The organism is Leclercia sp. UBA2479, from assembly GCF_002341985.1.
Taxonomy (GTDB): domain Bacteria; phylum Pseudomonadota; class Gammaproteobacteria; order Enterobacterales; family Enterobacteriaceae; genus Enterobacter; species Enterobacter pneumoniae.
This window is the reverse complement of record NZ_DDPB01000009.1, coordinates 684,627-709,896: the sequence shown is the minus strand read 5'-3', so window position 1 is coordinate 709,896 and position 25,270 is coordinate 684,627. Positions and strand designations below refer to the sequence as shown.

The following is a 25,270-nucleotide window of genomic DNA, read 5'->3' as shown; positions in this document are numbered from 1 at the left end:
AGCTTGCAGAAGTCATCGAATGTTATAATATCACATTCCACACACTCATTACGAACAGTAGTCGCATTATGTTACATAAAAATACGCTTCTTTTCGCAGCATTATCCGCTGCGCTGTGGGGTTCCGCAGCACAAGATGTTAACGCCGCCGTTGTCGCTTCGCTTAAACCACTCGGTTTTATCGCCTCCGCCATTGCCGATGGCGTGACCGAGACCGAGGTTTTACTGCCGGATGGCGCTTCCGAACACGATTACTCCTTACGCCCATCTGATGTAAAACGCTTACAAAACGCGGACTTAGTTGTGTGGATTGGCCCTGAGATGGAAGCTTTCATGCAGAAGTCTGCCAAACAGGTCCCTGCGGCGAATCAGGTTGCCATCGCCGATCTGTCTGGTGTTAAACCGCTGCTCATGAAAGGGGCAGAGGACCACGATCATGATCATGGTCACGGCGAGGGTGACGATGAAAATAGTGATGCACATCACCATCATGGCGAGTACAACATGCACCTGTGGCTGTCACCCGAGATAGCGCGGTTGTCTGCGGTTGCAATCCACGAAAAATTAGTGGAACTTATGCCGCAAAGTCGAGCCAAACTAGACGCCAACCTGAAGGATTTTGAGGCACAGCTTGCCGCAACCGATAAGCAGGTAGGTACCGAGCTCGCACCATTGAAAGGTAAAGGATATTTCGTTTTTCATGACGCCTATGGCTATTACGAAAAACATTACGGTCTCACGCCGCTTGGCCATTTTACCGTGAATCCTGTCATTCAGCCCGGTGCGCAGCGTTTACATGAAATCAGAACACAGTTGGTTGAGCAAAAAGCGACCTGCGTTTTTGCTGAGCCACAGTTCAGGCCAGCGGTCGTTGAAGCCGTGGCAAGGGGAACATCCGTGCGCATGGGCACCCTTGACCCGCTAGGAACGAATATCCAGTTGAGCAAAGCGAGCTATTCGCAGTTCCTCAGCCAACTGGCGAACCAGTATGCGAGCTGCCTGAAAGGAGATTAACGAGGAAGTGAATACGTGCAACAGATAGCCCGCTCTGTCGCCCTGGCATTTAATAATTTGCCCCGGCCCCACCGCGTCATGCTGGGGTCGCTTACCGTTCTTACCTTAGCGGTCGCCGTCTGGCGACCCTACGTTTACCACCCGGTTTCGACACCTATCGTTAAAACCATTGAGCTTGAACGAAGTGAAATTCGTTCTTTGCTGCCGGAAGCGAGTGAGCCTATTGACCAGGCCCCCCAGGAAGAGGAAGCCATCCCGCAGGATGAGCTCGATGACAAAACCGCAAACGAAGCCGGTGTCCATGAATACGTCGTTTCGACCGGCGATACCTTAAGCAGCATTCTTAATCAGTATGGCATTGAGATGGGCGAAATCAGCCAGCTTGCTGCCTCCGATAAAGAGTTGCGTAACCTGAAAATTGGCCAGCAACTCTCCTGGACACTGACCGACAACGGTGATTTACAACGCCTGACCTGGGAAATGTCCCGTCGTGAAACCCGCACCTACGATCGTACTGCAAACGGTTTCAAGATGAGCAGTGAGATGCAGCAGGGTGAATGGGTGAATAGCGCCATTAAAGGCACCGTGGGCGGCAGCTTTGTTGCCAGCGCCCGTGATGCCGGCCTGACGAGCGGTGAAATCAGCTCGGTGATCAAAGCCATGCAGTGGCAGATGGACTTCCGCAAACTGAAAAAAGGCGATGCGTTCTCGGTATTGATGTCCCGCGAAATGCTGGACGGTAAACGTGAGCAGAGCCAGCTTTTAGGTGTCCGACTGCGTTCAGATGGGAAAGATTATTATGCTGTCCGCGCAGAAGATGGCAAATTCTATGACCGCAACGGTACCGGACTGGCGAAAGGCTTCCTGCGTTTCCCGACCGCTAAACAGTTCCGCGTCTCCTCTAACTTTAATCCACGCCGTCTGAACCCTGTAACTGGGCGTATTGCGCCGCACCGTGGCGTTGATTTCGCGATGCCGCAGGGCACGCCTGTGCTGTCAGTCGGTGATGGCGAAGTGGTGATCGCTAAACGTAGCGGTGCAGCAGGGTACTACGTGGCAGTGCGTCATGGTCGTACTTATACCACCCGCTATATGCACCTGCGTAAACTGCTGGTGAAACCCGGCCAGAAAGTGAAGCGCGGTGACCGTATTGCGCTCTCTGGTAACACGGGTCGTTCTACTGGCCCGCACCTGCACTATGAAGTGTGGATCAACCAGCAGGCGGTTAACCCATTAACGGCGAAACTGCCGCGTACCGAAGGGTTGACCGGTAAAGACCGCACCGATTACCTGGCGCAGGTGAAACAGGTGCTGCCACAACTCAGCATCGATTAATTTCTCTGCTGACAAAGCCGGTACAGTGACTGTGCCGGCTTTTTCTTTTGTGCGTTACGCACTGCCTCGCTAAACTATCTCATTATTCTTTTCAGCGTCACCCGCCACTGGAAAAAGCATGGAAACCAGAAAAAACAATATTGAATACATTCCTGAGTTTGAGAAAGACTTTCGCCATCCGCGCCACTGGGGCGCCTGGATCGGTGTTTTTGCATTTGCGGGCCTGGCGCTGACTCCGGCCGCGTTTCGCGATCCGCTATTGGGAGCGGTAGGGCGTCTGGCGGGAAAGTTTGGTAAAAGCGCGCGTCGTCGCGCGCAGATTAACTTGCTCTACTGCTTCCCCGAAAAGAGTGAAGCAGAGCGTGAAGCCCTCATTGACGACATGTTCACGACTGCTCCGCAGGCGATGGCGATGATGGCAGAGCTGGCGATGCGCGGCCCAAAAAAGCTGGAAAAGCGCGTTGACTGGAAAGGGCTGGAGATTATCGACGAGCTGCGTCGTCATGACGAAAAGGTCATCTTTCTGGTGCCGCACGGCTGGGGCGTCGATATTCCTGCGATGCTGATGGCATCCCAGGGGCAGAAGATGGCGGCGATGTTCCACAATCAGGGAAACAAGGTCTTTGATTACGTCTGGAACAGCGTCCGACGCCGCTTTGGCGGGCGTCTGCATGCTCGTAACGATGGTATCAAACCTTTCATTCAGTCCGTGCGTCAGGGCTACTGGGGATACTATCTTCCCGATCAGGACCACGGCCCTGAGCACAGCGAGTTCGTCGATTTCTTTGCGACCTATAAAGCTACGTTACCGGCAATTGGCCGCCTGATGAAAGTATGTCGCGCGCGCGTGGTGCCGCTGTTCCCTATTTACGATGGCAAGACCCACCGTCTGACTATAGAAGTGCGCCCGCCGATGGACGACCTGATGACCGCTGACGATCACACCATCGCCCGCCGGATGAATGAAGAGGTTGAACTGCTGGTGGGACCGCATCTGGAGCAGTATACCTGGATCCTTAAGTTGCTGAAGACGCGTAAGCCGGGGGAGATACAGCCCTACAAACGTAGCGACCTCTATCGCAAGAAATAAAAAAAGCCCCGTCAGGGGCTTTTTTAGATCACGATAACGCGACAGATTACTCGACGGTCATGACGCGCGTGGTGTTGGTTGAGCCGATGGTGCTCATCACATCACCCTGGGTCACAATAACGATATCGCCGGAAACCAGGTAGCCTTTGTCACGCAGCAGATTAACGGCATCGTTAGCTGCGGCGACGCCGTCATTATTGCTGTCGAAGTAGACCGGGGTTACACCGCGATAGAGTGCGGTGAGATTCAGGGTACGTTCATGGCGAGACATGGCGAAGATGGGCAGACCAGAGCTGATACGGGATGTCATCAGCGCGGTACGGCCAGATTCGGTCATGGTAATGATGGCGGTTACGCCTTTCAGGTGGTTGGCGGCGTACATCGCGGACATTGCAATCGCCTCTTCCACATTGTCGAACTGAATGTCCAGACGGTGTTTTGAGACGTTAATGCTTGGGATCTTTTCTGCACCCAGACAGACGCGCGCCATGGCCGCTACGGTTTCAGCCGGATACTGACCCGCCGCCGTCTCGGCAGAGAGCATGACCGCATCGGTGCCATCCAGCACGGCGTTGGCGACGTCCATGACTTCCGCACGGGTTGGCATAGGGTTGGTGATCATCGACTCCATCATCTGCGTCGCGGTGATCACGGAGCGGTTCAGCTGACGGGCGCGGCGGATGAGCGCTTTCTGGATACCGACCAGTTCCGGGTCGCCAATTTCCACGCCCAGGTCACCACGTGCCACCATCACCACGTCAGAGGCCAGAATGATGTCATCCATCGCATCCTGGCTGCAGACCGCTTCAGCACGCTCAACTTTTGCGACGATTTTCGCATCGCAGCCGGCATCGCGCGCCAGACGGCGAGCATAGTTCAGATCTTCGCCGCAGCGCGGGAAGGAGACGGCCAGGTAATCCACGCCGATCTGGGCCGCGGTAAGAATATCGGCCTTGTCTTTTTCGGTCAGCGCTTCGGCAGAGAGGCCGCCGCCCAGTTTGTTGATCCCTTTGTTGTTAGAAAGCGGGCCGCCAACGGTCACTTCGGTGAAGACGCGCATTCCCTGGACTTCCAGCACTTTCAGCTGAACGCGTCCATCGTCGAGCAACAGAATATCGCCCGGTACCACATCAGCAGGCAGACCTTTATAGTCGATACCCACTTTCTCTTTGTCGCCTTCGCCTTTACCCAGGTTGGCGTCGAGCAGGAATTTATCGCCGATATTGAGGAAAACTTTGCCTTCTTTAAAGGTCGAAACGCGAATTTTCGGTCCCTGAAGATCGCCAAGGATGGCGACATGACGTCCCAGTTTAGCCGCGATCTCGCGGACTTTGTCCGCACGAAGTTTATGATCTTCTGGCGTGCCGTGTGAGAAGTTCATACGTACCACGTTGGCACCTGCAGCAATGATTTTCTCGAGATTATTATCGCGGTCGGTGGCTGGGCCTAAAGTGGTAACGATCTTGGTTCTGCGAAGCCTTCTGGACATGTAATACTCCGTTGACTGAAACAACTTTGGTGTTGCGTGAACATTGATTCGGCGCTCTGTGCAGAAACTTACCGAATAGCGAAAAAAGTAACAACCTTGTTTTAACGATTAGGGCATATCACCCTTTATAAGTAACTCTTTATCAAAACGCGATTCCTTGAGCGCTTCTTTGACCCGCTTCAAGTTATCTCTGAATTTCGCACCGCGACGCAGGGTAAAACCGGTAGCCAGAACGTCGATCACCGTTAACTGCGCCAGACGGGAGACCATCGGCATATAAATGTCGGTATCTTCGGGGACGTCGAGGGTGATCGCCAGGGTGGCTTCCCGCGCCAGCGGTGTCCCAACGGTGGTCAGAGCAATGACCATGGCATCATTTTCGCGCGCGAGTTGCGCCAGTTCAACCAGGCTCTTAGTGCGACCGGTGTGCGAGATTAACACCACCACGTCATCTTCGTTACAATTCATACAGCTCATGCGTTGTAACACGATGTCGTCGGAATAGATAACAGGCACGTTGAAGCGGAAAAATTTGTTCATGGCATCGTGTGCCACCGCAGCGGATGAGCCGAGCCCAAAAAATGCGATTTTCTTCGCCTGGGTGAGCAGGTCTACAGCGCGGTTTACCGACGTCATATCCAGTGACTGGCGCACCTGGTCGAGCGTTGCCATAGCCGACTCAAAGATTTTTGCGGTATAAGCTTCCACGCTATCGTCTTCATCGACATTACGATTTACATAAGGTGTGCCGTTAGCAAGACTCTGAGCCAGATGCAGTTTAAAATCAGGAAAGCCGCGAGTGTCCATGCTGCGGCAGAAACGGTTGACGGTCGGTTCACTGACCCCGGATCCCTGCGCCAGTGCCGCAATGCTTGAGTGTATGGCCTGAGCGGGGGAGGCGAGAATGACTTCAGCCACTTTTCGCTCGGATTTGCTAAGGTGTTCCAGTTGGAACTGGATTTTTTCCAGCATGTTCATTGTTAACAAGGCGCCCATGGGTGGAAGCGATTTCATTAATACGTGAAATCATGGATCTAATTAGCAAGAATATACGCCTGTGACTTCCGGAAAAGGCAAATCGTGCTGAGAAATGTTGTTGTTTTTTTTCATTACTTGATCGCTGTCGGGTTTTAGCCTCCCGCAGCCAGGACGATTTTTAAACGGTTTCATAAGTCGTTACCGTGCTGCATGTGCCCAGGCGATGAAAAAACAGCGTATCGCACGCGTCGTTAAGCGCTAATGGTTTCGGGAATGACGTAAAAGCAGTACAGTGCATTGTAATAAAATTACAACGATATGCTGGCAAAAGCACCAGCATATCCAACTGAGGAGAATGACATGGCGGTAACGCAAACAGCCCAGGCATGTGACCTGGTCATTTTCGGCGCGAAAGGCGATCTTGCACGCCGTAAATTGCTGCCTTCCCTGTATCAACTGGAAAAAGCGGGCCAGATCCATCCGGAAACCCGTATCCTGGGCGTCGGTCGCGCGGACTGGGATAAAGAGGAGTACACCAGGGTCGTTCGCGAAGCGCTGGAAACTTTCATGAAGGAGAAGATCGATGAAAGTTTGTGGGATACGCTGAGCGGACGTCTTGATTTCTGCAACCTGGACGTGAATGACACGGCATCCTTTACCCGCCTGGGCGAGATGCTGGACCAGCAAAACCGCGTTACCATCAACTACTTTGCCATGCCGCCAAGCACCTTTGGTGCAATCTGCAAAGGGCTGGGCGAAGCGAAGCTGAACGCCAAACCAGCACGCGTTGTGATGGAGAAACCCCTGGGTACGTCGCTGGATACCTCCCGCGAAATTAACGACCAGGTAGGCGAATATTTCGAAGAGTGTCAGGTATACCGTATTGACCACTATCTGGGTAAAGAGACGGTTCTGAACCTTCTGGCGCTGCGTTTTGCCAACTCACTGTTTGCGAACAACTGGGATAACCGCACCATCGATCACGTGGAAATCACCGTGGCGGAAGAGGTGGGTATCGAAGGCCGCTGGGGTTACTTTGACCAGGCTGGTCAGATGCGTGACATGATCCAGAACCACCTGCTGCAAATTCTGTGCATGATCGCCATGTCGCCGCCGTCCGATCTCTCTGCTGACAATATTCGCGACGAGAAAGTGAAAGTGCTGAAGTCCCTGCGCCGTATCGATCGCTCGAATGTGCGTGAGAAGACCGTACGCGGTCAGTACACTGCAGGCTTTGCGCAGGGTAAAAAAGTGCCGGGCTACCTGGAAGAAGAGGGTGCCAACAAATCCAGCAATACCGAAACCTTTGTGGCGATCCGCGTTGATATCGATAACTGGCGTTGGGCGGGTGTGCCATTCTACCTGCGTACCGGTAAGCGTCTGCCGACCAAATGTTCTGAAGTGGTGGTTTACTTCAAGAACCCAGAGCTGAACCTGTTTAAAGAGTCCTGGCAGGAGTTGCCGCAGAACAAGCTGACCATCCGTCTGCAGCCGGACGAAGGCGTGGATATCCAGGTTCTGAACAAAGTGCCGGGTCTGGATCACAAACACAACCTGCAGACTACCAAGCTGGATCTGAGCTACTCCGAAACCTTCAACGAAACTCATCTGGCCGATGCTTACGAGCGTCTGCTGCTGGAAACCATGCGGGGTATCCAGGCGCTGTTCGTGCGTCGCGATGAAGTGGAAGAGGCCTGGAAGTGGGTCGACTCCATCACCGAAGCCTGGGCTGCCGATCAGGACGCGCCGAAGCCTTATCAGGCGGGCACCTGGGGTCCGGTCGCTTCTGTGGCGATGATCACGCGCGATGGCCGTTCCTGGAACGAATTTGAGTAAGGTCAGGATAATCCTTGAGGGTTATTTTACCGGTAACATGATCTAACTCAGGCCCGGTGTAATTTTTAATCATTTAAGCTCCGCGTGGATTTCCCCGCGGAGCTTTTTTTATTACACTGCCGGAAGCGATTTTGCCCCTGAGCTCCGGCAATAAAGCGTTTCCGCGATGTTATAGAGTGCGAAACACTTTGTTAATCCCTGAGCCTGGACAGATTAATATTGAGGAGCATCTATGAATCCGACATTGTTACGGGTAACACAACGCATTGCTGAGCGCTCAAAACAGACCCGTTCAGACTACCTCGCGCGCATCCAGCAGGCGAAGCGTGACACGGTACACCGTTCGCAGTTAGCCTGCGGCAACCTGGCCCACGGCTTTGCCGCCTGCCAGCCGGAAGACAAAGCCTCGCTGAAGAGCATGCTGCGTAACAATATCGCGATTATCACCTCCTATAACGACATGCTCTCGGCTCACCAGCCTTACGAGCGCTACCCGGATATCATTCGCAAAGCCCTGCACAGCGCCAATGCGGTGGGGCAGGTTGCGGGCGGAGTTCCGGCTATGTGTGATGGTGTAACCCAGGGGCAGGACGGTATGGAACTGTCGCTACTGAGCCGTGAAGTCATTGCCATGTCCGCCGCGGTAGGGTTGTCTCATAATATGTTTGATGGCGCGCTCTATCTGGGCGTGTGCGATAAAATTGTCCCGGGCCTGGTGATGGCGGCGCTCTCTTTTGGTCACCTTCCGGCAATCTTCGTGCCATCAGGCCCGATGGCCAGCGGCTTACCTAATAAAGAAAAAGTCCGCGTCCGTCAGCTCTACGCAGAAGGCAAAGCCGATCGTGCCGCGCTGCTGGAGGCGGAAGCGGCCTCCTACCATGCACCGGGAACCTGCACTTTCTACGGTACCGCCAACACCAACCAGATGGTGGTGGAGTTCATGGGTATGCAGCTTCCGGGCTCATCTTTCATTCAACCGGATGCGCCTCTGCGGCAGGCTCTGACTGAAGCCGCCGCCCGTCAGGTGACGCGTCTTACCGGCAACGGCAACGAATGGATGCCGATGGGCAAAATGGTCGATGAAAAAGTGGTGGTGAACGGGATCGTAGCCCTGCTGGCAACCGGTGGCTCCACCAACCACACCATGCACCTGGTGGCGATGGCGCGGGCGGCAGGTATCCTGATTAACTGGGATGACTTCTCCGAACTCTCTGAAGTGGTGCCGCTGATGGCTCGCCTCTACCCGAACGGCCCGGCAGATATTAACCACTTCCAGGCCGCGGGCGGCGTACCGGTGCTAATGCGTGAGCTGCTGAAAGGTGGCCTGCTGCATGAAGACGTCAACACCGTGGCAGGCTTTGGCCTGACGCGCTACACCCTGGAGCCCTGGCTGAATAATGGCGAGCTGGACTGGCGCGACGGCGCAACCGCGTCGCTGGATGAAAACGTCATTGCCACCATCGAAAAACCGTTCTCTCTCCACGGCGGTACTAAAGTGCTGAGTGGGAATCTGGGCCGGGCGGTGATGAAAACCTCTGCGGTGCCGGTAGAAAACCAGATCATAGAAGCCCCCGCGGTGGTCTTTGAAAGCCAGCATGATGTATTGCCTGCTTTCGAGGCAGGTCTGCTGGATAGAGACTGCGTGGTGGTGGTACGTCATCAGGGGCCAAAGGCGAACGGGATGCCAGAATTACATAAACTTATGCCGCCACTTGGTGTATTATTGGACCGCTGTTTCAAAATTGCGTTAGTAACCGATGGACGCCTCTCCGGCGCATCAGGTAAAGTGCCTTCAGCTATCCACGTCACCCCGGAAGCGTATGACGGTGGTCTGTTGGCGAAGGTTTACGATGGCGACATCATCCGCGTAAACGGCCAGAACGGTGAGTTGACCTTATTGGTGGATGAAGACGTGCTTGCCGCACGCAAGCCGCATATTCCTGACCTGAGCGCATCGCGCGTGGGCACAGGGCGCGAAATGTTCAGCGCGCTGCGCGAGAAACTCTCCGGCGCGGAGCAGGGCGCGACCTGTATTACGTTTTAAGACGACAAGAATTATCGATCTGGCGAGAGAAAAACTCTGATGAAAAACTGGAAAACAAGTGCAGAAGCAATCCTGAAAACGGGCCCGGTTGTGCCGGTAATTGTGGTGAACAAGCTGGAACATGCGGTACCGATGGCGAAAGCCCTGGTCGCTGGCGGCGTACGTGTGCTGGAAGTGACCCTGCGTACCGCATGCGCGATGGATGCTATCCGTGCCATTGCGAAAGAAGTGCCCGAGGCGATCATTGGCGCAGGTACCGTACTGAACCCGCAGCAACTGGCCGACGTCACCGAAGCCGGTGCGCAGTTTGCTATCAGCCCGGGCCTGACTGAGCCGCTGCTGAAAGCAGCAACCGAAGGCACTATTCCTCTGATTCCTGGGATCAGCACCGTCTCCGAGCTGATGCTGGGCATGGACTACGGTCTGAAAGAGTTCAAATTCTTCCCGGCGGAAGCGAACGGCGGCACCAAAGCGCTGCAGGCAATTGCGGGTCCATTCTCTCAGGTTCGTTTCTGCCCAACCGGCGGTATCTCTCCAGCCAACTACCGTGACTACCTGGCGCTGAAAAGCGTGCTTTGTATCGGTGGCTCCTGGCTGGTTCCTGCTGATGCACTGGAAGCGGGTGACTGGGATCGTATCACCAAACTGGCGCGCGAAGCCGTTGAGGGTGCGCAGCAGTAATCGCTGTCAGAGCATAAAAAAACGGGCCATCAGGCCCGTTTTTTTTATCCTTCCACTTTCACCGCGCTGGCAGCGGCTTTAGCCCGTGTAACCGCGTCGTCAAGGGTCTCGCCGGTCGCCAGCGCCACCCCCAGGCGACGGGATCCGTCGATGTCGGGCTTGCCGAACAGACGAAGCTGCAAACCGGCACCGACCGCGTCGTCGAGATGGTCGAAAATGACATTCTGGCTGGTAAGCTGAGGCAAAATCACCGCCGATGCCGCCGGGCCGTACTGACGAATTCCGCCCACCGGCAGGCCGAGGAAAGCACGCACGTGCAGCGCAAACTCGGACAGATCTTGCGATATCAGGGTCACCATGCCGGTATCATGCGGGCGAGGGGAGACCTCGCTAAAGATCACCTCATCGCCGCAGACAAACAGCTCCACGCCAAACAGACCATAACCGCCCAGGGCTAAGACGGTTTTGCGGGCGATCTCCTGCGCGCGCTCCAGCGCCAGAGGACTCATCTGCTGTGGCTGCCAGGACTCGCGGTAATCGCCATCTTCCTGACGGTGACCAATAGGATCGCAGAAGTGCACCCCGTCGACGGCGCTGACGGTAAGCAGCGTGATTTCAAAATCAAACTTCACAACGCCCTCAACAATCACCCGTCCGGCTCCCGCGCGACCACCCTGTTGCGCGTAATCCCAGGCCGCATCGAGCTGTTCAGACGTACGGATAAAGCTTTGGCCTTTGCCAGAAGAGCTCATCACGGGCTTAATGATGCACGGGTAGCCAATCTCGTTCACCGCCTGTAAAAAGGCCTCTTTGCTGTCGGCAAAACGGTAGCTGGAGGTGGGGATCGCCAGCTCTTCGGCGGCCAGCCGACGGATGCCCTCACGGTTCATGGTCAACTTCGCGGCGCGGGCGCAGGGCACCACGCGCTGGCCTTCGGCCTCAAGCGCCAGCAGGGTGTCGGTCGCGATGGCTTCGATCTCGGGAACCACAAAATGCGGTTTCTCTTTAGCAATCAGGGCGCGCAGGGCATCGCCGTCGAGCATGTTAATGACGTGCGAGCGATGCGCGAGGTGCATGGCGGGCGCATCGGGATAACGATCGACCGCTATAACTTCAATTCCCAGACGCTGGCACTCAATGGCGACCTCTTTTCCCAGCTCACCGGAGCCTAACAGCATTACACGCGTGGCTGCCGGACGCAGCGCAGTACCTAAACGAGTCATAACATCCCCCTGAAAAAGTTGCGCACAGTATAAACGAAAACGTTTGCGTCTGTCTTCTGTTACAGAATCTGCCTCTGTTACAGCGCGTTACTGGCAAAGCCCTGTTTTTAGTCCATGCTTGTCAATGTGTTAAATCACAGGAGAAGAGCATGAACAAAACAGGGGTCGTAATGGTCGCCGTGCTACTGGTCGCCAGCGTCGGCGCGCAGGCAAAAAGTGAGAAAACGGTGAAGTTTCCTGCCTGTGAAGGGCAAAATGCGGAAGGTATCGCCGCCAGCGTAAAACGGGATTACCTGCAAAATCGTATTGTCCGCTGGGCGGACGATCAACAGAAGCTGGGGCAGGCCGATCCGGTCGCCTGGATCAATCCGCAACAGGTCAAAAGTCAGGATAACCACTGGACCGTGCCGCTGACGGTGCGCGGTAAGAGCGCCGATATTCATTATCAGGTAAAAATTGATTGCGCAGCCGGCAGCGCGCAGTACGTCGCGCAGTAATATGAATTTTCGCTTCTTTTTATGCCGCAGACATTTCCTGACATCCCCTCGCTTAGGCTGTGAAATTGATGAACTAAAATGCGAGGGGAATCATGTCGAACTGGTTGAATCAAATACAGTCTATGTTGGGTCAGAAGTCATCGAACGGCTCGGGTGAAGGGCTGAGTAAATTGCTGGTACCCGGCGCGTTGGGCGGGCTTGCCGGCCTGTTGGTCGCTAATAAATCATCCCGAAAATTGCTGACTAAATATGGCACCGGTGCGTTATTGGCCGGGGGCGGAGCGGTTGCTGGTACGGTGCTGTGGAATAAATATAAGGACAAAATTCGAGGGGCGCATCAGGATGAGCCGCAGTTTGGTCAACAGTCATCCTCCCTCGATGAACGCAGTGAGCGCCTTATTCTTGCGCTGGTGTTTGCCGCAAAAAGCGACGGACATATTGATGCGACCGAACGTGCCGCAATCGAGCAGCAGATGCGTGAAGCAGGCGTAGAAGAGCAGGGCCGGGCCCTGGTCGCACGCGCCATCGAACAACCTCTTGATCCCGCACGCCTGGCCCAGGGGGTCAAAAACGAGGAAGAGGCGCTGGAGGTCTACTTTCTGAGCTGTGCCGCCATCGACATCGACCATTTTATGGAGCGCAGCTATCTGAATGCGCTGGGCGATGCTTTAAAGATCCCGCAGGAGGTTCGGGAGGGCATTGAACAGGATATAAAGCAGCAGAAACAGGCACTACCGGGATAAATTTTTGTGCATGACCGCGCGTTTCGCTTGCATCATTCGTGTGATTTGCCACCCTTATAGGGTGTTAATCGCAGAAGAATAAAATCGTCATGCCACCGAAAGCCCGCCGTATTCCTCACGCGATCACCGCCCGCGGTGATACGCGTATCGACAACTACTACTGGTTGCGGGACGATAATCGTTCGCAACCGGAAGTGCTGGATTACCTGCACCAGGAGAATGACTATGGCCGTAAGGTCATGGCCTCACAACAGGCGCTCCAAGATCGCCTTCTCAGCGAGATGGTAGAACGCGTACCGCAGCGGGATGTCTCTGCGCCGTGGAGCAGAAACGGCTACCGATACCGTCACGTCTATGAACCGGGCAATGAGTACGCCATTTATCAGCGTCAGTCGGTGCTTTGCGCTGAGTGGGAAGAGTGGGAAACGCTGCTGGATGCCAACAAGCGTGCGGCGCACAGCGAGTTTTACACCCTGGGTGGCATGGGCATCTCGCCAGACAACACCATTATGGCTCTGGCAGAAGATTACCTCTCACGGCGTCAGTATGGCCTGCGTTTTCGCAATCTGGAGAGCGGTAACTGGTATCCGGAAATGCTGGATAATGTCTCGCCAGATTTTGTCTGGGCGAACGATTCCGAAACGGTGTACTACGTTAAAAAACATGCTACAACGCTGCTGCCTTATCAGGTGTGGCGTCATACCGTCGGTACACCTGCGGCCACTGACGAACTGGTGTATGAAGAGAAAGACGAAACCTTTTACGTTAGCCTGCATAAAACCACCTCGAAGCACTACATCATTATCTTTCTGGCCAGCGCGACCACCACAGAAGTGTTGCTGCTGGATGCCGAATTGCCCGACGCGCAGCCGCTCTGCTTCCTGCCCCGACGCAAGGATCATGAATACAGCCTTGACCATTTCCAGCACACCTTCTATTTGCGATCGAATCGGGAAGGGAAAAACTTTGGTCTCTACAAAACCCGGGTACGCGATGAGCGTAAGTGGGAGGTGCTGATCCCGGCGCGGGAGCAGGTGATGCTGGAAGGCTTTACCCTTTTCACCGACTGGCTTGTCGTTGAGGAGCGCCAGCGTGGGCTGACCAGTATTCGCCAGATCAACCGCAAAACTCGCGAGGTGATCGGTATTGCGTTTGACGATCCGGCCTATGTGACCTGGATCGGCTATAACCCTGAGGCGGAGACCTCACGCCTGCGTTACGGTTATTCATCGATGACCACGCCTGACACCTTGTTTGAACTGGATATGGATACCGGGGAACGCAAGGTGCTTAAGCAGGCTGAAGTTAAGGGCTTCAATGCTGAAAATTACCGCAGTGAACACGTCTGGATAGTGGCTCGCGACGGCAGTGAAGTGCCGGTATCGCTGGTCTACCATAAGCAGCACTTCCAGCCCGGTAAAAATCCCATCCTGATTTACGGCTATGGTTCGTATGGTTCCAGCATCGACGCCGACTTCAGCGGAAGCCGCTTAAGCCTGCTCGATCGCGGCTTTGTCTATGCTATCGCTCATATACGCGGTGGCGGTGAGCTCGGGCAGCACTGGTATGAAGATGGCAAATTCCTGAAGAAGAAAAACACTTTCAATGACTATCTGGACGTCTGCGAAGGGCTGCTGGCTCAGGGCTACGGTGATCGGGAGCAGTGTTTTGCGATGGGCGGCAGCGCCGGCGGTATGTTAATGGGGACCGTGATTAATCAACGCCCTGAACTGTTCAAAGGCGTGGTTGCGCAGGTGCCGTTTGTTGATGTGCTGACCACCATGCTGGATGAATCTATTCCCCTTACGATTGGCGAATTTGAAGAGTGGGGGAATCCGCAGGATGAAACCTATTACCGTTACATGAAAGAGTACAGCCCCTATGACAACGTCGAGGCTAAGGCCTATCCGCATATGCTGGTGACTACCGGGCTGCACGACTCTCAGGTTCAATACTGGGAGCCGGCTAAGTGGGTGGCGAAGCTGAGAGAGCTGAAGACAGACGATAACCTGCTGTTGCTCTGTACGGATATGGACGCGGGACATGGCGGTAAATCGGGACGCTTTAAATCGTACGAAGGGGTAGCCCTGGAGTATGCCTTCATTATCGGCCTGGCACAGGGGACGCTGACAGGCCGGGAGGCCGATTAGGCTTCGCCAAGATAGTGTTTTAAGGTCAGACGCAGTTCCGGGCTCATCCGATCCAGATTGTTGTATAACCAGCGGAGATAGCCCGGATCTTTATCCGCCACTTCTGCGACCGGTTTTCCACGGTATTTACCAAAGGTAAAGGTGGTTAACAGGGCGGGGCGGCCGGTAATGGTGACCATCTCGTCCGGCGTCCAGCCCGTGGTGTTCATTATATCAATCAGCAATGCGGCCGTAATATAGCAGTCATATAAAGCCCGGTGATGATGTAACCCTTCCGGCGTTTTCACGCTTAGCTTACGGGATTTATAAAGCGCCATATTGCTGTATTTAATACCTGGCCACAGGCGACGCGCCAGTTTCATGGTGCAGATCCACTCGCCGGGCATTTCCGGTAACACGCGACGGTCAAAACTGGCGTTATGCGCTACGTACCACGGGCTGCCGTGATAAAACGGGATCACCTCTTCAATCCAGGGCTTATCCGCTACCATCGACTCCGTGATGCGATGGATTGCCATGGCCTGCGGGCTGATGGGCCGGTCTGGACGCACCAGATGGCTCATGGGGTTGACGATCTGTCCGTTTACAACGTCGACAGAAGCCACTTCTACTATCCCACCCTGTAAATCGCAGGTTTCGGTATCGATGACGCGTAACATGGCGCTCTCCTGGCCCTAAAACGCTTAGCGTAATGGAATGATATCCCCTTGCCAACCCTGAGCCGTAAAGCGGCGGGGCAGAGCATCACCTGTGGCTCTGTTATGGAAAACAGACCAGAGAGGGCAGCGCCCCTGAACGGCGGGGTCATTAAATGATGACGAACGAGGGGAGTAACCACTCCCCGATGATGCTGAGGGGGATACCGGATCGTGGCGATTGGCCGGTGAGATATCCTGATTTCCTTATGCACCTGGTTGCAAAGATCCAGTAAGCCCCTCTGTCATCAGGGGCCTTGTATTCTGCATACTCAGTATAAGGAAATACTTTACTTAACTTTCGGCTCCCAGGGGAGGCGGGAGAGATTGACAGAGCTCAAGCGGTGCGCAATCAGGCGCTCACGGAACCAGTCACGCAGGTGGGCGGGTTGTTCACGCTCTACAACTTCGGCCACTATAGGCATATTGTAGCGCTCTTTAAACGCGACGCCGGCCGCAGCTAAATCGACATTCACTTTGTCCATCTCCTCCTGCGGGAGGGCGGCGAGATTGGTTTGCATATCCGTCTCCTTTATATTGCGGGGCAACGTTACCTGCAGATTGGGCTGCTGGCAAGCCCGGATGGGATGATCCTCGACGCAAGCATTATAGAGCGTTATTCTTTATCAAACAGTCATAACCAAAAGGAATGCTCATTATGGCACACACCGCTTTTCGCACCGCGCTGGTTTTACTCGCGGCCTTGACGGCCCCCGCCGTTTTGGCCCACGCGCACCTTAAACACCAGTATCCCGCCGCCGATGCAGCCGTAACTGCCGCACCGCAGGCCCTGACCCTGAATTTTTCCGAAGGGGTTGAGACCGGTTTTAGTGGCGTCTCGGTGACGGGGGATAAAGAGCAAATTATTAAAACCGGCGCCATCAAACGCAACGAGAAGGATCACACTCAGTTGATTGTGCCGCTCGAAACCCCCCTGAAGCCTGGCAGCTATAAAGTGGACTGGCATGTGGTCTCGGTGGATGGACATAAGACTAAAGGCAGCTACCGCTTTAGCGTGAAATAAGATGCTGGGGCTTTGCTACGTCACCCTGCGCTTTATCCATTTTGCCGCATTGATGATGCTGTTCGGCAATGCGCTCTACAGCGCATGGCTGGCACCCTCGTCGCTGCGTCGGCTTATGACCCGTCGCTTTGCGCGCCAGCAGAAATATGCGGTATTAGTGAGTGCCATTTCGGCGCTGCTCATGATGATGCTGCAGGGTGGGCTAATGGGGAATGGCTGGCAAGATGTGTTACGTCCCGATATTTGGCAGGCAGTGGCCAGCACGCAGTTTGGTCGAGTCTGGTTATGGCAGATTCTGCTGGCCGTTATTACCGCCTGTATCGCCTGGCTGGAGCCCCGAAGTGGTCCACGTTTACTGCTACTGTTGGCTTGCGCGCAGTTTGTGTTACTGGCCGGAACGGGTCATTCAGCGATGAACGACGGTGCGGCAGGGTTAGCGCAACGCATTAATCATGCCCTGCATCTGCTTTGCGCCGCCAGTTGGGTTGGCAGTTTACTGCCGCTGCTTTTTTGTCTGCGCCTGACGCGCGGACACTGGCAAAATGCGGCCATCCATACCATGATGCGTTTTTCCCGTTATGGCCACTATGCCGTTGCCGGGGTGGTGATAAGCGGTGTGAATAATGCGCTGCTTATCCGGGGCTGGACCAATCCCCTGAACAGCGACTGGGGAAAGATGCTTTTGTTGAAATGTGCGCTGGTGGCGTTGATGGTGGCAATTGCGCTAGTGAACCGGTATGTTCTGGTTCCGCGTTTTACTGCTCATCATGGGCCTGCGCAACAGTTTTTTATCAGAATGACGCAGACTGAGGTTGTGCTGGGGGCGTTGGTGCTGGCGATGGTCAGCCTGTTTGCTACCTGGGAGCCCTTCTGACAAGGTGAATCTACAGATGAAAAAAACCGTACTTACTCTTTTATTGCTGGCCTGTTCCGCCACCGCCATGGCTGCGCCGCAGGTGATTACCGTTAGCCGGTTTGAAGTGGGTAAAGATAAATGGGCTTTTAACCGTGAAGAGGTCATGCTGACCTGCCGTCCGGGTCAGGCGCTCTATGCCATCAACCCCAGCACTCTGGTGCAGTATCCCCTGAACGAGGTTGCACAACAGCAGGTGAAAAGCGGTAAAAGTAGTGGTCAGCCAATCAGCGTGATTCAGGTTGATGACCCGGCTAACCCAGGACAGAAGATGAGTCTGGCCCCGTTTATTGAGCGCGCCAGCAAGCTCTGCTAATAACGTCTTTCCAGTAAAAAAACCGCAGGCTTCTCTTTGGAAGCGTTGCGGTTTTTTTTGTTTAAGAACAGGCGGGCGCTTTTTTTCTGACCACTTTTGATGCGGACTGGAAAACCTGGCGCTGTCATCTATTCTTATAGTGCAAGGCGACTTTAGCCTGCATTAATGCCAACTTTTAGCGCACGGCTCTCTCCCAAGAGCCATTTCCCTGGACCGAATACAGGAATCGTATTCGGTCTCTTTTTATCTGCTTGAAAATAAATGCTATTTTCCATTGCATATTTTTGCAGATCGATTTCATCCCTGATAATTCTTTAAACCATACCACAACGGGGCAGGCAGGAGTCCAGCGCTTTTTTGTCGTTTTGTTAAATTTTTGTTCGATAGTAATGAAAGCAGCGATTTGGCGAGAACCCATTTTAGCGCCTTACGATCTGAACGCGATATTGTCATTTTCAGGAGTAATTATTTAATTTCGCAGGCCATTTCTCCCTTTCGTCTGACGGGCCAATACAGTGCGCGAGGAGGCGTTATGTATCTCTCACTTGATGGCCATCGCTGGCGGCACGTCTGGGTGGTCAGCGATATTCACGGCTGCTATCAACTGCTGATGCAGCATCTAAAGCGTCAGAAATTTAATCCCTATCAGGATCTCCTTATTTCCGTAGGGGATCTCATCGATCGCGGCCCAGAAAGCCTGAAGTGTCTGCACCTTATCACTGAAAAATGGTTTCGCGCCGTACGGGGAAACCATGAGCAGATGGCACTGGATGCGATTGCATCTCAGACCTATGCGCTCTGGCTGATGAATGGTGGTGCATGGTTTGCAGAACTGGACGATGATTCAAAAGCTCAGGCGCTGACCCTCTTTGCTGCTTGCGACAAGCTACCCTGGGTAATCGAGATCACCTGCCGAAACGGCCTGAACGTGATTGCCCATGCAGATTACCCTGCCTCCTGTTATGTGCGGGATAAACCCGTAGATAAGCATAGCTTGCTGTGGGATCGCAGCCGCATTAGCAAGCTGATGGCAGGAAAAGGGGAGGGGATTGGCGGCGCCGACCACTTCTGGTTTGGCCACACGCCACTGGAAAAACGCATCGATTTTGCCGGCCTTCACTATATTGATACCGGCGCGGTCTTTGGCGGCACCTTGACGCTGGCGCAGTTGCAGTGATTAGAAATCGGCATACTCCTGCGCAGGCCGCCAGAATCCATCGATAAAATCCTCTACCGGGTAGCAACCGCCGTGGCGTATTCGCTGATTGTCCATGGAGGCAACGCATTGCTCTTCGGTGTTATAGACATCCACCACAATATCGTCACAACCACCGTCCAGGTAACACACAAACAGAACCAGTGCGAACATCACGTCCTCAAAATTAACTACCGTACTGATATTGTAGGGGATGATTGGGAGGAGAGGTAATTATGAGATAAATAACCCGCCTGTGGGCGGGTTCTCTTTGAATCAGGCAAGGCGCATGATCCAGGCATCAGATTGATGATCGTAGTGCTCACGGTACAGGACTGAATGTTCTCCATCGAGAATCGCGGGGACACTGGTATCGGCATCCCATGCGTCTAACTGCATGCAGAGATCCGGGTCGGATTTACAGGGGATCCGTAACGTTCGATCGCCTTGATTTTCGCCAGACAACTCGGCGTCATCGATTTCGAATGCGCCAATGCGCACATTGGTTTTCGTCATAATGCTCTCCGGTATACAGGCTAATTCTGGTACGACCAGTATGGTCACCCATCTTTTAGCCTGGTAAAGGAAAAGCAAATGCGCCAGTAAAAAAGTGCCTTTTTTAGCCTTTTTCAGCGTTACCGGTAAAGAGCCGACCGTCACGAACCAGTTCACGTGGATAGCTATTTTTCAGGCGCGACCCCACTTTTTTCGCCAGACCAATTGGAATGCCCTGGAAAGTGACAATCGCATCGTCTCCGGTGGGCATCACCTCTGGGTAAACATCACGCCCACGATACCACTCCTCGGCTTCCTGCCAGCTGAGTTCAAAGCAGTTGCTGTCACCTGCCAGCGCCACTACCGCCTCGTGTTGCCAGCGATAGCCTTTATTATGGACTTCTGCCAGGCGTATACCAATGCGTGAGAAACGCACTTTACCAATTAGCGGTTCCATCTCTACCGGGAAGAGCCAGATCTCTTTATCACGCTGCCATAAACGCAGATGGTCGCCCCAGTTCAGGCCGCTCCGATTTGCCGCCGCGGTAATGAGCGCCGCTTCTTTGTTTCTTACTGGCATGAAAGGAAAGGTTCCAGGCTTAAAGGTCGGGGCCGGGAGCGGTTCGACAGAGGCAATTTTACGCAGGCGAGCCACGAAGAAACCCTCACAATCAAAAATCTGCGGGAAGACGTGCAGGAAGCCCTCGGAGGTAGTGGCCTCTTTTGCCCCGGCAAAAAGTCCATCCAGCGGCAGGAACTCGACCTCGTTCGGATACTGCGCTTTCAGCCACAGGCAGACCGCTTCATTTTCGTCGCGATTGAGGGTACAGGTGGAGTAAACCAGCGTACCGCCAGGTCGCAGGGCGTGAAACGCGCTGGTAATGAGCTCACGCTGGGTCGCGGCGATCGCCTGGTTACTCTCTACTGACCAGTTTTTCAGGGCGTCCTGATCCTTACGGACCACCCCTTCACCGGAGCAGGGGGCATCGAGCAGAATGGCGTCGAAAGCCTCCGGCAGGGCTGCGCCGAAGACGCGGCCATCAAAATGGGTTAATGCTACGTTGCTAATACCGCAGCGGCTGATATTGGCATGCAGCACCTTGACCCGGCTGGCAGAAAACTCATTGGCCAGAATAGCTCCCTGGTTGCCCATTCTGGCGGCAATCTGGGTCGTTTTAGAGCCCGGCGCAGCGGCCACGTCCATCACCCGGGTGGGTGATTCGCCATCGGCAAACAGGGCGGCAACCGGCAGCATGGAGCTGGCTTCCTGAATGTAAAACAGACCGGATAGATGTTCTGCGGTACTGCCCAGCGGCAAGGCCTCTTCGTCATCACGCTCGATCCAGAATCCCTCTTCACACCAGGGAACCGGCGTAAGTTGCCAGCCGTAAGGGGCGACCAGCGTGAGAAAATCGCTCACGCTTATCTTCAGCGTATTTACGCGAATACTGCGCCGCAGAGGGCGCTGGCAGGCAGCGATAAACGCATCGAAAGAGAGATGTTCAGGCATGGCCTGGCGCATCTGCACCAGGAAGTCTTCAGGAAGATATACGGGACGTTGAGTCACGGGCGCACCACAGGGAGTCAAAGAGGCGCGCAGTGTACCATAAACGCTCCGGTGGGTTGACACCGGAGCGTGCAGCTTAGCGCGGCAGGGCGGTTCCCCACTCACGCCACTCTTTCGGCTCTTTTTCCAGCAGCAGGAAATGTTTACCCGGCTGGGCTTTCGGTGCCAGCGGTGTGCCAGGCGGAGTCGCAAAGGCAATACCGCCCCGGATAAACTGGTTAAAGGTACCGGTTTTCACCACGCCGCCTACCAGGCCGAAATCAAGCGAATAGCCTGAGGCCAGCCAGAAAACGGAGTTATTGCGCACCAGATGCTGGTAACGTTCGCTGATACGCAGGCCAACCATAACGCGATCGGAGAGCGTCCCCAGCGTCAGGCCAGTAACCGTACCCACTTCGATGCCGCGGAACAGGACCGGTGTACCGATGCCCAGTGAACCTGCCTCTGGTACCTCCACCACGATACTTAGCCCATCCAGATAGCGCGAGTCGGTGATGGTGGCTTCCTGCAGTTCAAAATCACGACGCGCATTACCCCGGCCTGGCTCGACGTTGATATAAGGCTGAAGAATAGTATCGAGATGTTCCACACCGGCAGCGGAGATCTGGGGGGTGATGACCGAGAAACGCGTACCGGCCCGGGCGAAGGTGTCGACATACTCCGGGTAAAGTACCGCCTTCGCCTGCACTTCATTACGTGCGGTAATCAGCTTCAGGGACTGGACCTGGCCAATATCAATGCCCAGATAGCGAATCGGCATCCCTTCTGCCAGCTTGCCCGCATCGAAGGTGTGGAGCGTAATCTGCCCGCCCACCGCGCGCGCGGCGGTTTCGGATGGATAAAGTATCCGTTTATCCCCCTTACGCTGGGTGGCGCCTGCACCACTTAAGTTATCAAAGCTGATGGCTCCTTTCAGGGCGCGCGAAAGTGGAGAGGCTTGCACCGTTAACCCACTGCCGTTGAGCTGAACTTTGGCTCCGCCTTCTGCCCAGAACACGCTATTGGCGGTTAGCAGATTGCGGTACTCCGGTTTGACATGCAGATCGATATCAAAGGCATTGGCCCTTGGGCGCACGGTAATCACTTCACCCACTTCGAATTTACGGTATAGCACCACGGAGCCTGCCTGCACGTCCGGTAGGGTGTCGGCAGTCAGCGTGAGGGTCGTGGTCGGCAGATCGCTAAGGCTGTTCTCCAGCGCTTTATCGAGATTAGCGTAAAGAGGGTAACTGTTACGCAGCTCCCCTTTGGCGCCAGGCAGAATACGAATACCGCCGCTGACCCATTCGCTGGCGCTGGCGGCAAGGAACTCAATGCCATCCAGCCCGACTTTGACATCGACACGGCTGTTCACGATAAATTTGCTGTCACCGTGAATCAATTCCCGGAACTCGGGATCGATGGCGACCGAGAAGCTGACGCCTTTACTGGTCAACTTGCGCTCCAGTACCTGGCCGACCTGCACCCCATGCAAAACTAGCGGCTGTCCGGCCTCGATGCCATAGCTTTCCGGCGCACTCAGGGTTACGGTGGCAACGCCGGGTTTTTGTAGCAAGGCTTTATCCGCAGGGGCAATCACGAAAGTATTGGTGGGCTCACCGCCGCCGGGGATCAGCTCAAAGGTGCTGCCCGTCAGCAGGGTGCTAATACTTGGATTGTTCAGCGACAGTTTTGGGCTGCGCAGTTCAAGGCGAGTATCTTCACGCAGCAGATCCACCACGCTCGGGTCGACCGTCATCTCACCGGTAACGGAACCTCCCGGGTTCAGCGTCAGTTTAGTCAACTGACCGACCTGGAGACCCTGGTACATCAGCGGCGTGGAGTTGGCTTTTAAACCTTCAGCTGAGGGAAGGGCCAGCTTCACAATAACCCCACGCTGACTGTGAGCCAGATCTTCGTACAAACCAAAGTTATCTTCCGGTTTGGCCGGGCTGGAGTCTTCCGGTGAGTCAAAGGCGATAGCGCCGTTAACCAGTGCGGCCAGACTTTCGAGCTGCACTTTTGCGCCGCTCAGGCTGATATCCGCATCTACCCCGGAGACGTTCCAGAAGCGGCTCCCCTTTTTCACCAGGTTCGTGAAGCGGCGTTCGATCAGGACGTCAATCGTCACCCCCTGCTTGTTAGGGGTGATGGCATAGTCATAAACGCGCCCAACGGGAATTTTACGGAAGTAGACCAGCGAACCGCTGTTGAGCGATCCCAGATCGGGCGCATGCAGGTGAATCATCAGATCGCCGTTGTTCAGACGGTAGCGCGGCTGAGTATCCAGCGCGGTAAAGTGATCCTGCGGCTCGCCTTTGCCCGGCATCATGCCGATATAGTTACCGCCGACCAGCGCATCCAGCCCGGAGACCCCGGCCAGGGAGGCTTTTGGCGTGACCAGCCAGAACTGGGTCTCTTCGCGCAAGGCATCTTTCATGTCGGATTTAATACTGGCGCGAACCTGAATTTTGTTCAGTTTTTTATCCAGCGAAATATCCTGTACGGTGCCAACTTCCACCCCCTGAAAACGCACAGGGGTGCGGCCAGCCACGATGCCATCCGCATTCTGGAAGTCGATGGTGATGCTGTTGCCGCGATCCTGGTAGCTGGTCCAGATCAGCCATCCCGCGATCATTAGCGCGATGACAGGCAGTAACCAGAACGGTGAAATACGACGTTTCGTTTTAATTCTCGCTTCAGTCGGCGAAGCGGGCGTTTCCTGACTCATGTGCGTCCCAAAGTAAGCGGCTGTCCAGCCATTCCACTGCAAGAATAGTCAATATCACCGCAGAGCCGAAATAGAACGCTGCGGGTCCCATAGTAAAAGCGAGGAGCTGATCGCGATTGATCAGCGACATCATTAAGGCAATAACAAACAAATCGAGCATTGACCAACGGCCAATCCAGGTGACGAAACGTAATAATAAGATACGGGTTTTCAGCCCTTGCTCACATTTGAAATGAATGCTGATTAGCAGGGTAAACATCACCAGAACTTTGGTAAAGGGCACCAGAATACTGGCGATGAAGACAATCGCGGCGACAGCGATGTTGCTGTCTGCCAGCGAAATAATCCCCGACATGATGGTATCTGCCTGCCGTTCGCCGTTCACATAAATGATCGAGATGGGCAAAAGATTAGCAGGCAACAGCAATACCATCGAGGCAATTAGCGCAGCCCAGCACTTTTGCAGGCTATTATGGCGACGCAGGCGTAGCGGGATATGGCAGCGCGGGCAGCGTCCGCGCGCATCCGGCAGCCCGGTAAAGTGGCAACCGAGACAGGCCCGCAATGCGGGATCATAGCGGGTTGCTGGGCGTTGTGGGTAAAATCGCTCCCACAATTGCTCAACGTTGAGGTGAATCATCGTCAAGATACTCAGCAATACCAGAGCAATAAATGCCAGAAGGCCGATGCCTGGCTGGAGGAAGGCATAATCCTGGACCTTGATGGAGGCCACGCCAATGCCCACCAGATAAATATCCAGCATGACCCACTCTTTAAGCCTGTCCAGCATTAACAGTACCGGACGCAAATTCATTCCCAGGATGTTGCCCAGCCAGAGATAAGCGATAGCCGCTACTAACACCGCTGGCGCGCCGACGGTACAGAACAGCACCATGGAGGCGGTGAGGGGATCGCCCTGCTGACTCATTTGCCAAATCCCCTGCAGGAGGTTGGCATCGATGCGCACTCCGAGAAGATACAGATGCAGCAGCGGTTCGCTCCAGGCGAACGGCATGAGCAGCAGCATGGTGACCGCCATCGCCGCCAGTCGGGTCAAGGACCAGTCACGTCCATCACGAATTTTAGCGTCGCAGCGAGGACAATAAGCACTTTGGTGCGATTTCATCTTTGGCAACGTAAAAAGCGTATCGCATTGCGGGCAACGCTGATAATGTGCACGAGGCAGTGCGTCGCCGACGGAATGCACGGTTATCTTTTTTACTGGCGTTATTTTCGGTGTTTTAAGTGCCATGGGTCGCGCATGAAAAGGATAGTT

The 25,270-nt window shown here is 54.6% G+C and carries 24 protein-coding genes; 13 read left to right on the top strand and 11 right to left on the bottom strand.

Going from position 1 to position 25,270, the window contains the following annotated elements; all coding sequences use genetic code 11:
- Positions 1-68: 68 nt before the first annotated feature.
- From znuA to lpxM, 3 genes are all read left to right on the top strand, one after another.
- Entirely contained in the window at positions 69-1,013 is a 945-nt protein-coding gene (znuA, locus tag B3B59_RS13060) for a zinc ABC transporter substrate-binding protein ZnuA (protein ID WP_046885106.1), read from the top strand.
- Between the two features lie 15 nt (positions 1,014-1,028).
- Positions 1,029-2,348 (top strand): murein DD-endopeptidase MepM, encoded by a 1,320-nt coding sequence (gene mepM, locus B3B59_RS13055; protein WP_046885107.1) that lies wholly within the window; start codon positions 1,029-1,031, stop codon positions 2,346-2,348.
- A 118-nt stretch (positions 2,349-2,466) separates the two neighbouring features.
- Positions 2,467-3,438 (top strand): lauroyl-Kdo(2)-lipid IV(A) myristoyltransferase, encoded by a 972-nt coding sequence (gene lpxM, locus B3B59_RS13050; protein WP_286809215.1) that lies wholly within the window; start codon positions 2,467-2,469, stop codon positions 3,436-3,438.
- A 46-nt stretch (positions 3,439-3,484) separates the two neighbouring features.
- On the opposite strand, the gene pyk is transcribed toward lpxM, so the two are convergent.
- Positions 3,485-4,927, bottom strand: coding sequence for a pyruvate kinase (gene pyk / locus B3B59_RS13045; protein WP_046885108.1), 1,443 nt, complete (start codon positions 4,925-4,927; stop codon positions 3,485-3,487).
- Positions 4,928-5,035: 108 nt separating this feature from the next.
- Complete coding sequence (locus tag B3B59_RS13040; RefSeq protein WP_046885109.1) at positions 5,036-5,905, bottom strand: MurR/RpiR family transcriptional regulator; 870 nt, start codon at positions 5,903-5,905, stop codon at positions 5,036-5,038.
- A 360-nt stretch (positions 5,906-6,265) separates the two neighbouring features.
- On the opposite strand from B3B59_RS13040, the gene zwf reads away from it, so the two are divergent.
- The 3 genes from zwf to kdgA all read left to right on the top strand — a co-directional run bounded on the left by zwf (position 6,266) and on the right by kdgA (position 10,466).
- Positions 6,266-7,741, top strand: coding sequence for a glucose-6-phosphate dehydrogenase (gene zwf, locus B3B59_RS13035; RefSeq protein WP_040075139.1), 1,476 nt, complete (start codon positions 6,266-6,268; stop codon positions 7,739-7,741).
- A gap of 232 nt (positions 7,742-7,973) precedes the next feature.
- On the top strand, positions 7,974-9,785 hold the full coding sequence (edd, locus tag B3B59_RS13030) for a phosphogluconate dehydratase (RefSeq protein ID WP_286809214.1): 1,812 nt from the start codon (positions 7,974-7,976) through the stop codon (positions 9,783-9,785).
- A gap of 39 nt (positions 9,786-9,824) precedes the next feature.
- Entirely contained in the window at positions 9,825-10,466 is a 642-nt protein-coding gene (kdgA, locus tag B3B59_RS13025) for a bifunctional 4-hydroxy-2-oxoglutarate aldolase/2-dehydro-3-deoxy-phosphogluconate aldolase (protein WP_040075141.1), read from the top strand.
- 44 nt (positions 10,467-10,510) lie between these two features.
- Here kdgA and purT read toward each other — a convergent pair whose 3' ends face one another.
- A complete protein-coding gene (purT, locus tag B3B59_RS13020; protein WP_286809212.1) occupies positions 10,511-11,689 on the bottom strand; it encodes a formate-dependent phosphoribosylglycinamide formyltransferase in 1,179 nt (392 codons plus the stop codon).
- A gap of 149 nt (positions 11,690-11,838) precedes the next feature.
- On the opposite strand from purT, the gene yebF reads away from it, so the two are divergent.
- The 3 genes from yebF (at position 11,839) to ptrB (ending at position 15,079) form a co-directional block, all read left to right on the top strand.
- The gene (yebF, locus tag B3B59_RS13015) at positions 11,839-12,186 is read left to right on the top strand and encodes a protein YebF (protein ID WP_286809211.1); all 348 of its coding nucleotides are present in this window, start codon (positions 11,839-11,841) and stop codon (positions 12,184-12,186) included.
- Positions 12,187-12,278: 92 nt separating this feature from the next.
- Positions 12,279-12,929, top strand: coding sequence for a tellurite resistance TerB family protein (locus B3B59_RS13010; RefSeq protein ID WP_207291960.1), 651 nt, complete (start codon positions 12,279-12,281; stop codon positions 12,927-12,929).
- A gap of 89 nt (positions 12,930-13,018) precedes the next feature.
- Positions 13,019-15,079 carry an oligopeptidase B gene (gene ptrB, locus B3B59_RS13005; protein ID WP_286809208.1) on the top strand — a complete coding sequence of 687 codons (2,061 nt, stop codon included), beginning with the start codon at positions 13,019-13,021 and terminating at the stop codon, positions 15,077-15,079.
- Here the strand turns inward: ptrB and exoX are convergent.
- Positions 15,076-15,738, bottom strand: coding sequence for an exodeoxyribonuclease X (exoX, locus tag B3B59_RS13000; RefSeq protein WP_207291958.1), 663 nt, complete (start codon positions 15,736-15,738; stop codon positions 15,076-15,078). The two genes, ptrB and exoX, sit on opposite strands and share 4 nt — an antisense overlap.
- A gap of 326 nt (positions 15,739-16,064) precedes the next feature.
- Positions 16,065-16,295: a DNA polymerase III subunit theta gene (locus B3B59_RS12995; RefSeq protein WP_040075148.1), complete on the bottom strand. Its 231-nt coding sequence runs from the start codon at positions 16,293-16,295 to the stop codon at positions 16,065-16,067.
- A gap of 137 nt (positions 16,296-16,432) precedes the next feature.
- Here B3B59_RS12995 and yobA point away from each other — a divergent pair, with 137 nt between their 5' ends.
- Genes yobA through B3B59_RS12980 form a run of 3 tightly spaced genes read left to right on the top strand, consistent with a single transcriptional unit; the run spans position 16,433 to position 18,027 of the window.
- On the top strand, positions 16,433-16,798 hold the full coding sequence (gene yobA / locus B3B59_RS12990; protein WP_286809206.1) for a CopC domain-containing protein YobA: 366 nt from the start codon (positions 16,433-16,435) through the stop codon (positions 16,796-16,798).
- A gap of 1 nt (position 16,799) precedes the next feature.
- Complete coding sequence (gene copD, locus B3B59_RS12985) at positions 16,800-17,672, top strand: copper homeostasis membrane protein CopD (RefSeq protein WP_286809204.1); 873 nt, start codon at positions 16,800-16,802, stop codon at positions 17,670-17,672.
- 16 nt (positions 17,673-17,688) lie between these two features.
- Positions 17,689-18,027 carry a YebY family protein gene (locus tag B3B59_RS12980; RefSeq protein WP_040075152.1) on the top strand — a complete coding sequence of 113 codons (339 nt, stop codon included), beginning with the start codon at positions 17,689-17,691 and terminating at the stop codon, positions 18,025-18,027.
- 175 nt (positions 18,028-18,202) lie between these two features.
- Here the strand turns inward: B3B59_RS12980 and B3B59_RS12975 are convergent, their stop codons facing one another.
- Complete coding sequence (locus B3B59_RS12975) at positions 18,203-18,445, bottom strand: hypothetical protein (RefSeq protein WP_046885117.1); 243 nt, start codon at positions 18,443-18,445, stop codon at positions 18,203-18,205.
- A 114-nt stretch (positions 18,446-18,559) separates the two neighbouring features.
- Here B3B59_RS12975 and pphA point away from each other — a divergent pair, with 114 nt between their 5' ends.
- Complete coding sequence (gene pphA / locus B3B59_RS12970; protein WP_286809200.1) at positions 18,560-19,204, top strand: protein-serine/threonine phosphatase; 645 nt, start codon at positions 18,560-18,562, stop codon at positions 19,202-19,204.
- Here the strand turns inward: pphA and B3B59_RS12965 are convergent, their stop codons facing one another.
- The 5 genes from B3B59_RS12965 to yebS all read right to left on the bottom strand — a co-directional run bounded on the left by B3B59_RS12965 (position 19,205) and on the right by yebS (position 25,246).
- Positions 19,205-19,396 (bottom strand): YebW family protein, encoded by a 192-nt coding sequence (locus B3B59_RS12965; protein WP_040075154.1) that lies wholly within the window; start codon positions 19,394-19,396, stop codon positions 19,205-19,207.
- A gap of 102 nt (positions 19,397-19,498) precedes the next feature.
- Positions 19,499-19,738 (bottom strand): YebV family protein, encoded by a 240-nt coding sequence (locus tag B3B59_RS12960; RefSeq protein WP_040075156.1) that lies wholly within the window; start codon positions 19,736-19,738, stop codon positions 19,499-19,501.
- A 103-nt stretch (positions 19,739-19,841) separates the two neighbouring features.
- The gene (gene rsmF / locus B3B59_RS12955; RefSeq protein WP_286809198.1) at positions 19,842-21,284 is read right to left on the bottom strand and encodes a 16S rRNA (cytosine(1407)-C(5))-methyltransferase RsmF; all 1,443 of its coding nucleotides are present in this window, start codon (positions 21,282-21,284) and stop codon (positions 19,842-19,844) included.
- A 76-nt stretch (positions 21,285-21,360) separates the two neighbouring features.
- Entirely contained in the window at positions 21,361-23,994 is a 2,634-nt protein-coding gene (locus B3B59_RS12950; protein WP_046885121.1) for a PqiB family protein, read from the bottom strand.
- Positions 23,963-25,246, bottom strand: a complete 1,284-nt coding sequence (gene yebS / locus B3B59_RS12945; RefSeq protein WP_046885122.1) for a membrane integrity lipid transport subunit YebS — start codon at positions 25,244-25,246, stop codon at positions 23,963-23,965. The genes B3B59_RS12950 and yebS overlap by 32 nt, the downstream gene beginning before the upstream one ends.
- Between the last annotated feature and the right edge of the window lie 24 nt (positions 25,247-25,270).

Bases quoted from the DNA above. Each gene is read 5' to 3' on its own strand.
- edd (WP_286809214.1), top strand. From the start codon at position 7,974: ATGAATCCGACATTGTTACGGGTAACACAACGCATTGCTGAGCGCTCA.
- exoX (WP_207291958.1), bottom strand. From the start codon at position 15,738: ATGTTACGCGTCATCGATACCGAAACCTGCGATTTACAGGGTGGGATA.
- ptrB (WP_286809208.1), top strand. From the start codon at position 13,019: ATGCCACCGAAAGCCCGCCGTATTCCTCACGCGATCACCGCCCGCGGT.
- zwf (WP_040075139.1), top strand. From the start codon at position 6,266: ATGGCGGTAACGCAAACAGCCCAGGCATGTGACCTGGTCATTTTCGGC.
- pphA (WP_286809200.1), top strand. From the start codon at position 18,560: ATGTATCTCTCACTTGATGGCCATCGCTGGCGGCACGTCTGGGTGGTC.
- purT (WP_286809212.1), bottom strand. From the start codon at position 11,689: ATGACTCGTTTAGGTACTGCGCTGCGTCCGGCAGCCACGCGTGTAATG.
- B3B59_RS13010 (WP_207291960.1), top strand. From the start codon at position 12,279: ATGTCGAACTGGTTGAATCAAATACAGTCTATGTTGGGTCAGAAGTCA.
- B3B59_RS12995 (WP_040075148.1), bottom strand. From the start codon at position 16,295: ATGCAAACCAATCTCGCCGCCCTCCCGCAGGAGGAGATGGACAAAGTG.
- znuA (WP_046885106.1), top strand. From the start codon at position 69: ATGTTACATAAAAATACGCTTCTTTTCGCAGCATTATCCGCTGCGCTG.
- yebS (WP_046885122.1), bottom strand. From the start codon at position 25,246: ATGGCACTTAAAACACCGAAAATAACGCCAGTAAAAAAGATAACCGTG.
- lpxM (WP_286809215.1), top strand. From the start codon at position 2,467: ATGGAAACCAGAAAAAACAATATTGAATACATTCCTGAGTTTGAGAAA.
- kdgA (WP_040075141.1), top strand. From the start codon at position 9,825: ATGAAAAACTGGAAAACAAGTGCAGAAGCAATCCTGAAAACGGGCCCG.
- B3B59_RS12950 (WP_046885121.1), bottom strand. From the start codon at position 23,994: ATGAGTCAGGAAACGCCCGCTTCGCCGACTGAAGCGAGAATTAAAACG.
- pyk (WP_046885108.1), bottom strand. From the start codon at position 4,927: ATGTCCAGAAGGCTTCGCAGAACCAAGATCGTTACCACTTTAGGCCCA.
- B3B59_RS12960 (WP_040075156.1), bottom strand. From the start codon at position 19,738: ATGACGAAAACCAATGTGCGCATTGGCGCATTCGAAATCGATGACGCC.
- B3B59_RS12980 (WP_040075152.1), top strand. From the start codon at position 17,689: ATGAAAAAAACCGTACTTACTCTTTTATTGCTGGCCTGTTCCGCCACC.
- B3B59_RS13040 (WP_046885109.1), bottom strand. From the start codon at position 5,905: ATGAACATGCTGGAAAAAATCCAGTTCCAACTGGAACACCTTAGCAAA.
- B3B59_RS12975 (WP_046885117.1), bottom strand. From the start codon at position 18,445: ATGGGTTCTCGCCAAATCGCTGCTTTCATTACTATCGAACAAAAATTT.
- B3B59_RS12965 (WP_040075154.1), bottom strand. From the start codon at position 19,396: ATGTTCGCACTGGTTCTGTTTGTGTGTTACCTGGACGGTGGTTGTGAC.
- yebF (WP_286809211.1), top strand. From the start codon at position 11,839: ATGAACAAAACAGGGGTCGTAATGGTCGCCGTGCTACTGGTCGCCAGC.
- copD (WP_286809204.1), top strand. From the start codon at position 16,800: ATGCTGGGGCTTTGCTACGTCACCCTGCGCTTTATCCATTTTGCCGCA.
- yobA (WP_286809206.1), top strand. From the start codon at position 16,433: ATGGCACACACCGCTTTTCGCACCGCGCTGGTTTTACTCGCGGCCTTG.